The sequence below is a fragment of the Streptomyces sp. NRRL F-525 genome (assembly GCF_000716605.1).
Taxonomy (GTDB): domain Bacteria; phylum Actinomycetota; class Actinomycetes; order Streptomycetales; family Streptomycetaceae; genus Streptomyces.
Genome location: NZ_JNXE01000046.1, coordinates 113,777 through 124,804, shown reverse-complemented (window position 1 = coordinate 124,804; position 11,028 = coordinate 113,777). Strand labels below are relative to the sequence as shown.

At 71.6% G+C, this 11,028-nt stretch carries 8 protein-coding genes and 1 pseudogene; 2 read left to right on the top strand and 7 right to left on the bottom strand.

Features of this window, described 5'->3' with window-relative positions; genetic code table 11:
• From OO69_RS53270 to OO69_RS42450, 7 genes and pseudogenes are all read right to left on the bottom strand, one after another.
• Positions 1–333, bottom strand: a pseudogene (locus tag OO69_RS53270) (class F sortase); the annotation flags it as partial.
• A gap of 60 nt (positions 334–393) precedes the next feature.
• Entirely contained in the window at positions 394–1,011 is a 618-nt protein-coding gene (locus OO69_RS42475) for a hypothetical protein (RefSeq protein ID WP_033286317.1), read from the bottom strand.
• A gap of 106 nt (positions 1,012–1,117) precedes the next feature.
• Positions 1,118–2,362 carry an MFS transporter gene (locus OO69_RS42470; protein ID WP_033286316.1) on the bottom strand — a complete coding sequence of 415 codons (1,245 nt, stop codon included), beginning with the start codon at positions 2,360–2,362 and terminating at the stop codon, positions 1,118–1,120.
• A 38-nt stretch (positions 2,363–2,400) separates the two neighbouring features.
• Positions 2,401–3,834: a CitMHS family transporter gene (locus OO69_RS42465; RefSeq protein ID WP_033286315.1), complete on the bottom strand. Its 1,434-nt coding sequence runs from the start codon at positions 3,832–3,834 to the stop codon at positions 2,401–2,403.
• A gap of 122 nt (positions 3,835–3,956) precedes the next feature.
• Positions 3,957–6,197, bottom strand: a complete 2,241-nt coding sequence (locus OO69_RS42460) for a molybdopterin oxidoreductase family protein (protein WP_033286314.1) — start codon at positions 6,195–6,197, stop codon at positions 3,957–3,959.
• Positions 6,198–7,364: 1,167 nt separating this feature from the next.
• On the bottom strand, positions 7,365–7,982 hold the full coding sequence (locus OO69_RS42455) for a TetR/AcrR family transcriptional regulator (RefSeq protein ID WP_033286313.1): 618 nt from the start codon (positions 7,980–7,982) through the stop codon (positions 7,365–7,367).
• Between the two features lie 64 nt (positions 7,983–8,046).
• Positions 8,047–8,610, bottom strand: a complete 564-nt coding sequence (locus OO69_RS42450) for a hypothetical protein (protein WP_033286312.1) — start codon at positions 8,608–8,610, stop codon at positions 8,047–8,049.
• A gap of 224 nt (positions 8,611–8,834) precedes the next feature.
• On the opposite strand from OO69_RS42450, the gene hmgA reads away from it, so the two are divergent.
• Complete coding sequence (gene hmgA / locus OO69_RS42445; RefSeq protein ID WP_033286311.1) at positions 8,835–10,151, top strand: homogentisate 1,2-dioxygenase; 1,317 nt, start codon at positions 8,835–8,837, stop codon at positions 10,149–10,151.
• Between the two features lie 27 nt (positions 10,152–10,178).
• Positions 10,179–10,925 carry a GntR family transcriptional regulator gene (locus tag OO69_RS42440; RefSeq protein WP_033286310.1) on the top strand — a complete coding sequence of 249 codons (747 nt, stop codon included), beginning with the start codon at positions 10,179–10,181 and terminating at the stop codon, positions 10,923–10,925.
• The last annotated feature ends 103 nt before the right edge of the window (positions 10,926–11,028 follow it).

Here is an 11,028-nt window from a genome sequence, read left to right as displayed (position 1 = left end):
GGGTGCCGGGCGGGCGGGGTGGGGGGTGGGGTGAGCCGACGGGCGTGCCGGGGGCGCCGGTCGGCCGCCGCGCGCGTCCGTGCGGAGGTCCGTGGCCGGCGGAGTCGCCCGGGACGGGCGGGAGATGTCCGCGCCCCCGGCACACCGGGCACCGCCGACCATCATGACGACGGCCAGCACGAGGGTCCGCACGAGCCGGAAGGCGCGCGTCCGGTACCAGGGCCGGCCGTACCGCACCACGCCGGGGGCAGTGCGGCCGGGCGCCTCCCGGAGGGTTCGGTCAGGGGGCCGCCGATCGCCTACGGCCGGTCGCGGCCCGTGGCACGGGCACATGGGGTCAGCGCCCCGCGCCCGGGTGGGGCGCGGGGCAGAGCCGGAGTTCATCGCATCCGCTCAGGACGCACCGTGGGGACGGCGACGCAGCCGGAACCAGACCGCCCCGCCGACCGCGGTCAGGCCCACCGCGGCGGCGCCCGCGAGCGGGGTCAGGGCCGCGTCCCTGGCCAGCCCGCCGCCACCGGCGGGCGGACCGCCGTTGGGACCGCCCGTGCCCCCGCCGATGGTGCCGCCGGTCGTGCCGCCGGTGCCGCCGGGCGGCGGGGACGGGCAGTCGACCTTGAAGACCTTGTGCTTGCCGTTGCCGTTCTCGCCGACGAAGTTCCAGGTCAGCTTGTACATGCCGTTCGGCAGGGTCGCGACGGGCATGGTGTGGCCAGTGCCGGTCGTGAGCGTGATGGAGCCGGAGCGGGTCGCGCCGCCCGGAATCGACGGCTGGGTCTCGATGGACCAGGTGACCTGCTGGACCGTGTCGAAGTTGAACGCGTCGAGGTAGAAGTCGCAGACCTTCGGCTGGTTGCGCTCGTCGGTGAAGGGCGTGCCCACCTCGTGGATCTTGACGTCTCCGTTGTCACCGGGGGCGGCGACGGCGACGGGCGCACCGAAGGCGACGGTCGCCGCGGCGGCGAGAACCGTCCAGGCGGCGGCTCGACGGGGCAGGAATGAGGTCGGCATGTACAGCCCTCCGAATCAGGTGATTATCGTACGAATCACTCTTCAACCTGATTCCCTTTCACGTTCGGCCCGCCGAACGCGTGCGCAGCGCCGTACGCGCCGTCAGTTATCGCTGGATATCGCCCTTCTGGCTCAAGGAACGTCCTGCCCGCCGCACTCCGCGGGGTGCCGTATGCCCCTCCGGCGATCCGCCCGGTGAGCGCAGTGCGACCCCCGCCGACAGCACCAGCAGCGCGCCGAGCATCACGAACGGCGCGGCCACGCCCGCGACTCCGGCGACGAGACCCGCACCGGCGGGCGCGGCGACCTGGCCGAGGCGGTTGCCGGTCAGCCGTAGGGCGAGGGCGGTGGAGCGGGCGTCGTCGGGGGCGGCCTGTACGACCGTGGTCATGGAGAGGGGCTGGCCGACTCCCAGGCAGAAGCCCAGGATCGCGAGCATCAGGCCGATGGCCCACACCGGGAGCGGGAGCGCGATGCCCGCGCACAGGACGCCCGCCAGGAGGCAGGTGGCGGTCAACAGGGCCGCCCGGCCGAGGAGTTGGAGCAGCGGGGTCAGGACCAGCCGGCACGCGATGGTGGCCGCCGCGCGGATGCTGAGCAGGACGCCGATCACGGAGGGCGCGATGCCCCGGTGTTCGCCGACGACCGGGAGGTAGGCGGTGAGGATGTCGGTCGCCGAGAGTACGGAGAGGCTGATGAAGATGCCCGCGGGTACGCCCCGGGCGCCCAGGATGCTCCGCATGGGCACGCGATCGCCTTGTTCCGTACGGGACTTGACGGCCGTACGGTCCTCGATGCGCCACAGCGACGTGAACGACACGGCGGCGCCCGCGCCCGCGACGAGGAGGGCGAGCGCGCTGGTGCCGGCCATGTCGGAGCCGCCGATCAGGGCGCCCGCGGCGATGGGGCCGATGAGCTGGCCCAGCGAGGCGCCGATGGTGAAGTGGCCGAAGTTGCGGTCCTGTTCGTGCGGGGCGGACTGGCGTGCCACCAGCGACTGGGCGCCGATCACGAAGCAGAGGTGGCCCAGGCCCATCACGCCGCTCCACATCGCCATCGCCCAGAGGGAGTTGGCGAGTCCGCTCAGCGCACAGCCCCCGGAGATCAGGACCACGCCGACCGGCAGCAGGGGTGCGCAGCGGCCGTGGTCGGTGCGGCGGCCGAGCGGTACGGCGGCGAACAGCGGGAGCAGCGCGTACACGCCCGCGATCACGCCGATCGCCCGCTCGTCGGCGCCGAGGGCGAGGGCCCGGTAGGAGACGGCGGGGCGGGCCATCGACACCGCCCCCTGCGTGAAGCTGAAGGCGATGACGAGGCGGAGCAGCCAGCCGCGGTTCCTGCCGGGCGCCATGGTTAAGTCCCTTGTGCCGTGGGTCAGATGATCCCGGGTCAGATGATGCCGAACAGGATTCCTGCCCCGAGGACGACGAGCGATGTCAGGGCGGCCCACTTGACGACGAACCTGGTGTGGTCGCCGAACTCGACCTTGGCCATGCCGACCAGGACGTACACGGCGGGCACCAACGGGCTGGACATGTGCAGCGGTTGGCCGACGAGGGAGGCGCGGGCGATCTCCAGGGTCGAGACGCCGTGGGCGTTTCCGGCCTCGGCGAGCACCGGGACGATGCCGAAGTAGAAGCCGTCGTTCGACATGAAGTACGTGAGCGGGATGCTCAGCACGCCGGTGACGAAGGCCATGTGCGGGCCCATGCCGTCGGGGATGTTGTCGACCAGCCAGGTCGCCATGTGGTCGACCATGCCCGTGCCTTGGAGCACGCCGGTGAAGACGGCGGCGGCGAAGACCATGCCGGAGACATTGAGGACGTTCTCCGCGTGGGCGCCGAGGCGGGCCTTCTGGTCGGGCATGTGGGGGAAGTTGACGGTCAGGGCGAGGGCGGCGCCGACCAGGAAGAGGACCGGGATCGGCAGCCACTCCATGATCATGGCGGTGAGGAGGGTGACCGTGAGCAGCGCGTTGAACCAGTAGAGCTTGGGGCGCAGGGTGGGGCGGTTGGGGTCGAGGCCCTGGAAACCGTCGTCCTCGTCGGGGAGTTCGGCGTCGGCGTCGGTGCCTGAGCCCGAACTCCCGCTCGCTGCCTGCTTGTTGTCGCCCTTGCCGACCGCCAGGCCCTTCTTGTCGCCGCCGGCGCCCACAAGGACCGTCTCCGACTCGGCGGGCTCCTCGACGAGCACCTCGTCCAGCGTCAGCACGCCGAGCCGCTTGCGCTCGCGGCGGCCGAGGACGTAGGAGAGGACGAGGACCGCCAGCATGCCCACGGCGAGCGCCGGGATCATCGGGACGAAGATGTCGCTGGCGCTGACCTTGAGGGCGGTCGCGGCGCGGGCGGTGGGGCCGCCCCAAGGGAGCGTGTTCATCACGCCGTTGGCCATCGCGGCGACGCCGGTCATCACGACCAGGCTCATCTTCAGGCGTTTGTACAGCGGGTACATCGCCGAGACCGTGATCATGAAGGTGGTCGAGCCGTCGCCGTCCAGGGAGACGATCGCGGCGAGGACCGCCGTACCGACGACGATGCGCAGCGGATCCGCCTTGCAGAACTTGAGGATCCCTCGCACGATCGGGTCGAAGAGACCCACGTCGATCATCACGCCGAAGTAGACGATCGCGAACATGAGCATCGCCGCGGTGGGCGCGAGGCTGGTGACGCCGTCGATGACGTAGTCGCCGAGCTTGGCGCCCTTTCCGACGAAGACGCAGAACAGCGCGGGTATCAGCACGAGCGCCGCGATCGGCGACATCTTCTTCAGCATGATCAGGACCAGGAAGGTCGCGATCATGGTGAAGCCGAGGATGGTCAGCATGAGTGGAACACCTAACGTTCGCCTTTGAACTCCCACCAGGGACGGCGGTCCGACGACGTTAGGTCGCGCAAAGCCGCGTTAACAAGATGTTGACGCGCGAGCAATAAGCGCAAAACTCCAGGTCACAGCGGTGCGGTGAGCGCGGCGACCTCCACGGGCACGCCGTTGAGCACCGCGTTGCCCGACAGCGGGTCGAGCTGGCTGCCGTCGAGGAGCTGGTTCACGTTGACGCCCGGATCGGCGGCGGCGTGGCTGAGCCGGGTGCCGGGACGGTCGTGCCCCCAGCCGTGCGGAAGGCTCACGACCCCGCGCCGCAGCCCGTCGGTGATCTCGGCGGGGGCGGTCACCTCTCCCCCGGCGCCCTTCACCCGGACCGGCGCCCCGTCGACCACGCCCAGCCGCTCCGCGTCGTCGGGGTGGATGTGCAGGGTGCAGCGGTTGGTGCCGCCGGTGAGGGCGGGCACGTTGTGCATCCAGCTGTTGTTGGAGCGGAGGTGGCGGCGGCCGACGAGGACGAGCCCGTCGGCGCGGTCGCTCATGGCCTGCCGGAGCCGGGGCAGGTCGTCGAGGATCGGTTGCGGGAGCAGCTCGACCTTGCCGCTGCGGGTCTTGAGCGGTTGCGGGAGGCGGGACTTGAGCGGACCGAGGTCGATGCCGTGCGGGTGCGCGAGGAGTTTCTCCAAGGACAGCCCGTCGGGTCGTACGCCGAAGCCGTCACCGTACGGGCCCAGGCGCAGCATCATGTCGAGCCGTCGCTCGGGGCCGGTGTCGCCGGTGAGTTGGGCGCTGAGCTCGCGCGAATCACGGCCGTGGACAGGCGAGTTGGGATCCTTGACAGCCTTGGCGAGGGTCTGGTCGATGACCATCGTGTCTACGGCGGCCGGGTCGGCGCCGTGCATGCCGCTCGCTGCGAGGACCAGCCGGGCCAGGATCTCGGTCTCGGCCATCCGGCCGGGCTCCAGCGGGATCGCGGGGCGGGTGTAGCGGACCTGGTTGCGGACGGCGAGGGTGTTGAACGCGAAGTCGTGGTGCGGGCTTTGGGAGGGCGGGGGCGGTGGCAGTACTACGTCGGCGTGGCGCGCGGTCTCGTTGAGGTACGGGTCGACGCTGACCATGAAGTCGAGTGAGTCGAGGGCCTTGTCGAGGCGGGCGCCGTCCGGGGCGGAGAGCACGGGGTTGGCCGCGACGGCGATCAGCGCGCGGATCGGTTCGCCCTCAGCGGTCGCGGTGTCGATCTCCTCGGCGAGCGCGGAGAGCGGCAACTCGCCCTTGGCCTCCGGGTATTGGCTCACCCGCGAGCGCCAGCGCCCGAGCGCGAATCCGCGGCCGGGTCCGGCGGGCCGGGGTGTCCGGTCGGTGGCGGCCTGCGGGAAGAGGGCACCGCCGGGCCGGTCGAGGTTGCCGGTGAGGATGTTGAGCACGTCGACGAGCCAGCTGGCCAGGGTGCCGTGCGGGACCGTGCAGCTGCCGATACGGCCGTAGACGGCGGCAGTTGGGGCGGCGGCGAGTTCGCGGGCGAGGGCGCGGATCTCGTCGGCGTCGACGTCACAGGCGCCGGCCACGGCTTCCGGGGTGAAGTCCTGCACAGCGGCGCGGAGTTCATCAACCCCTTCCACATGCGAGGCCAACTCGCCCAGGTCCACGAGGTGTTCGTCGAAGAGGACGTAGGTCATCGCGGCGAGCAGCAGGGCGTCGCCGCCGGGGCGGACCGCGATGTGGCGGTCGGCGAGTTTGGCGGTGCGGGTGCGGCGCGGGTCGATGACGGTGAGGGTGCCGCCGCGGGCCTTGAGCGCCTTGAGCTTGCCCGGGAAGTCGGGGGCGGTGCACAGACTCCCGTTGGACTCAAGGGGGTTGGCGCCGATGAGGAGGAGGTGGTCGGTGTGGTCGAGGTCCGGTACCGGGATCGCGTTGGCGTCGCCGTAGAGCAGTCCGCAGGAGACGTGTTTGGGCATCTGGTCGACCGTGGACGCGGTGAAGACGCTGCGGGTGCCGAGGGCGCCGAGCAGGACCTGCGGGTAGAGGGCGCCGGCCATCGTGTGCACGTTGGGATTGCCGAGGACGACACCGACGGCGTGCGGGCCGTACCGCTCGACGACCGGGCGCAGGCCGGCGGCGACCGCGTCGAAAGCCTCCTCCCAGGTGGCCTCGCGCAACTCGCCGTCCCGGCGCACGAGGGGGCCGCGCAGCCGGTCGGGGTCACTGTCGACGGCCCCGAAGGAGGCGCCCTTGGGGCAGATGAACCCCCGGCTGAACACGTCATCGCGATCACCCCGGGCGCCGGTCACCCGGGTGCCCTCGATGGTGAGCGTCAGCCCACAGGTGGCTTCACACAGGGGGCAGATACGCGGGGCGGTGCGGGACACGGGGCCTCCAGGGCGTCGTTGCCTCTTGGCGGCGAGCATACCGAGCGGTATGGGGGGTGGCGAGGGGGTGGTGGGGGTGAGGTCGGAAACCTGCGGGGGTGGGGCGGGGGGCGGGGGCTTGGCCGGAAGAGCGGGGGCGCTTGGCCGGGGTCGCGGGTGAATGCCTGGCCGGAGGTGCGGGCGGATGCTTGGCCGGAGGGGCCGGAGGGGCCGGAGGGCGTTCGGCGTGAGGCGGGGGAGCCTTCGGGCGTTCGGCCGGAGGTGATCCGGCTGCCCGCGCCCGGTGCGGGACCGTCCGGCACCCACGGAGGGGCAGGCACGCGGCCCGAGGCCCGTCCGACAGCCACGGAGGGCGCGGTGCCTAGGCCGGAGGTCAGTCCAGCACGCGCTGCGGGAGTGGGCGCGCGGCCCGAGCCCCGCCGGGCAGTCGGCAGTCACGAAGGGCCGGGCACCCGGACCAGAGGTCAGCCAAGCACCCGCTGCACCGCTGCAGGGCAGGCGCGCGGCCCGTCCGATAGACGCGGAAGGCCAGCCGCCCGAACGGGAGGTCAGCCCGGCCCCGGCTGCGAGGCAGGGCCGCGACCCGAGATACGCCTGGTCGCCGCCGAGATCCAGCCGCACGAACGGGGGCCAGTCCAGCACCCACGGCGGCAGAGGCGCGCGGCCCGATGCCCGTCCGGCAGCCGCGGAGCGCCACACGGCGCCCGGACCGGAGGTCGGTCGGTCTGCCCACGCCCGCGCGGGACCGTCCGGCACCTGCCGCAGGACGGGCGCACGAACCGAGGCCCATCCGGTAACCGCCGAGAGCCAGCCGCCCGCCCGGAGGTCGATCCAGCACCCGCCGCGAGACGAGCCCACGGCCCGAAGCCCGCCCGGTACCCGCAGAGCGCCACGCGGCACCCGGACCGGAGATCGGTCCAACACCCGTCGTACGAGGCAAGGACGCGGCCCGTTGCCCATCCGGTCGCCGCGGAAAGCCAGCCACCCGACCGGAACTCAATCCAGCACCCGCCGTGCAGGGCAGGCGCACGACCCGCAGTCCATCCGGTCGCCGCCCAGAGCCGGCCACCCAGACCGGACGTCAACCCAACACCCGCCGCGAGGCAAACGCGCGACCCGAGACCCGCCCGGCACCCGCAAAGCACCACGCGGCACCCGGCCCGCCGTTCAGTCCAGCACCCGTGCCAGATACGCCCGCAGCATCGCCCGCGTCTCCCCGATGACCTTCTCGTCGCCCTCCGGTGCGACCCGGAACGCCAGGTGGACGAGGGCGTCGGCGGTTTCCACGGCGACGAGGAAGGTGCGGCGGAGGTCCTCGTCGGGCTCGCGGGCGAGGTAGCCGGAGAGGAGGTCAGTGAGGCGGTCGGCGACGCGGGTGTTGGGCTCCGCGTGGCCCGAGCCGATGGGGATCTGGTTGCCGAAGTCGACGAGGGAGAAACCGGGCGCGGTGCGCTTCATGGCGAGGTACTCGTCCAGGACCGCGTCCACCGCCGTACGCCAGCCTTCGGCACCCGACTCCTTGAGGCGCTCGGTGACCCGCTCCGTGTAGCGCTCCAGGTTGCGCTGGGCCAGGGCGTCGGCCATCGCGCGCTTGTTCCCGAAGAAACGGTAGACCGAGCCGATGGGCACACCGGCGCGCAGGGCCACCGCCCGGGTGCTCAGCGCGTCGTAGCCGACCTCGTCGAGCAGGTCGGCGCAGGCGTCGAGAATCCTGGTCAGCCGTTCGGCGCTCCGCCGCTGCACGGGCGCACGCCGGAGCGATGTCGTGTGGGGCACGGGCTTCATGATGCCTTTCCGCCGCGGTCACGTGAAGCTCGTACCTGAGTACGGAATTGGGTGTCCGTAGCACTCATTTCGACCCCGGCGCGGGTGTGGAGCCGGGGACCTTGCTGCCGTCGGGGGTCGCCTGGGCCACCGACGCCGTGATGTCCGCCGTACTCTCCACCGGTTTCCCGTGGACGGCCCACACCGTGCCGTCGTCGGCGTAGAGACGCGCGGTGACGTGGTGGGTGCCGTGCGGGACGAGGTCGGCCGCGAGGTGGTACTCGGGGATGCGGAGGCGGGCGACGGTGCGGCCGTCCACGAGGAGGTGGACGGTGCCGCGCCCCGCGACGGCCTGCGGCTTCACACCTACGGGCGAGAAGCGGAAGTCGTGCACGGTCAGCGTGACGTCCCAGCTGTCGTCCGCCGCATCGGGCTCAACCTCGACCCCGACCGCCGGCGCACCCTTCTTGCCCACCTCGCGGTAGTGCCGGCCCTGCTCGTCCGTGTCGTCGAGCACCTTGCCCACCGGTGACGGCGACACCCGGTCGCCCTTCCGGGCATGGGCGTCACCGGATCCGCAGCCCGCCGATCCGGCCAGCAGCAGGGCACAGACCGCGAGCGCGGTGAGAACAGCACGCGACCACGACATGCGGGGGAGAGTAGAACACCGGTCCGACAGCCGGATCCCCCTGGAGGCTGGTTCTTGGTCTCCGTGAGTCGGATTTTCCGGCCGCCCCCCTCCCCCTACCTGCCGCACCCGCCTTCTTTCCGGCCGCGCCCCCTCCTTTCCGGCCGCACCCCTCCCCGCCCCCTTGCGCCCGCGAAACCGCAATCCTACGGTGATACATAGGAATCAGATCGCAGGGAGCAGGCATGAGCGGGGACGCACGCAAGACCGCCGAGGGACTGACCTACCTCACCGGTTTCGGCAACGAACACAGCTCGGAGGCGGTGCCGGGCGCCCTGCCCGAGGGCCGCAACGCCCCGCAGCGCGCACCGCTCGGCCTCTACGCCGAGCAGCTCAGCGGTACGGCGTTCACCGAGCCGAGGGCGCACAACCGCCGCTCGTGGCTCTACCGCGTCCGCCCCTCGGCCGCGCACCCCGCGTTCACCCGCACCGACAACGGCCTGATCCGTACGGCACCCTTCACCGAGACGGTCCCCGACCCGAACCGCCTGCGCTGGAACCCGCTCCCCGCCCCCACCCCCGGCACCGACTTCCTGGCCAGCCTGTGGACCCTGGGCGGCAACGGCGACGCGACCCAGCGCACCGGCATGGCCGTGCACCTTTACCACGCCGACGCCTCCATGGACCGGGTCTTCAGCGACGCGGACGGCGAGCTGCTGATCGTCCCGGAGCGCGGCGGACTGCTGCTGCGCACGGAGTTCGGGCTCCTCCATGTGGAGCCGGGACACGTGGCGTTGATCCCTCGTGGGGTGCGCTTCCGTGTGGAGCTGCTGGATGCTTCAGCCCGCGGATATGTGTGCGAGAACTATGGGGCGCCCTTCCAACTCCCCGACCTCGGCCCGATCGGCGCCAACGGCCTCGCCAACGCACGGGACTTCCGCGCGCCGGTCGCCGCGTACGAGGATGTCGAGGGCCCGGTCGAGGTGGTCAACAAGTTCTGCGGCAACCTCTGGACGGCGACCTACGACCACTCCCCCCTCGACGTCGTCGCCTGGCACGGCAACCATGTGCCGTACGCCTATGACCTGCGCCGGTTCAATGTGCTCGGCTCCATCTCCTACGACCACCCCGACCCGTCGATCTTCACGGTGCTGACGTCTCCGTCGGACACCCCGGGCCTGGCCGGTGTGGACTTCGTGGTCTTCGCGCCGCGCTGGCTGGTGGGCGAGGACACGTTCCGGCCGCCGTACTTCCACCGGAACGTGATGAGCGAGTACATGGGCCTCATCGAGGGCGCCTACGACGCGAAGGCGGAGGGGTTCGTGCCCGGGGGCGGCTCGCTGCACAACATGATGTCGGCGCACGGCCCGGACCGGGAGACCTTCGACCGCGCCAGCTCCGCCGAACTGCGCCCGCAGAAGATCGACGACGGCCTGGCGTTCATGTTCGAGACCCGCTGGCCGGTGACGGCGACGGCCCAGGCGGCGACCGCCGATCACCTCCAGCAGGGCTACGACGAGGTGTGGCAGGGCCTTCAACGCCACTTCCGCCCCTTGCCCTGACGATCCCCTACCGGTACGGATGGCCCCGTGACCTCCTTCGCCCCGGACTCGATCGTCCTGAACCGCAAGCTGCCGCTCTGGTACCAGGTGTCGCAGTCCCTGCGCGCCTCGATACTCGGCCGCTCGCCCCGGGACCCGCTGCGGCTGCCCACGGAGGAGCAACTCGCGGGGCACTACGGCGTCAGCGTGCTCACCATGCGGCAGGCGCTGAAGGAGCTGGAGGACGAGGGCCTGATCACCCGGCACCGCCGCCGGGGCACGTTCATCGAGCCGGACGTCCAACGGGCCACGCCGGTCCGCCTGTTGGGCTCGGTGGACGCGATCGTCGCCCAGCAGTCCGGCATGACGACCGAACTCCTGGACCACGGCAAGGCGCCCGTACCACCCGAACTCACCGACCACTTCCCGGACTTGACCGAGTTGGCGACGTACCACCGCCTCCGCAGCGACGAGAAGACCGGCGAGCCGACGAACCACGCCCGCAACCACATCCGCCCCGAACTGGCCGACCGCCTCGACCTGGACGACCTGATCCGCTGGCCGATGACCAAGGTCCTCCGGGACGTCGTCGGCGCGGACATCAGCCGCATCACGGACACGGTGGAGGCCCGCCTCGCCGACCCGGAGACCGCACGCCTCCTCCAAGTCCCGCTCCTCAGCCCGATCCTGCACTACACGGGCATCACCTACGACACACAGGGCAGGGTGCTGGACGTGGCTGTCATCCATTACCGGGGGGACCGATTCTCCTTCTCGGTCACCCTCGACGCGTAGACGCTCCGCTGGAAGGCCGGTACGTCGTCTGCGGGTCCGGTGGGGGCTGGTCGCGCAGTTCCTCGCGCCCCTAAAGGGCGCTACGCCTACCCCGCCTGTCAGA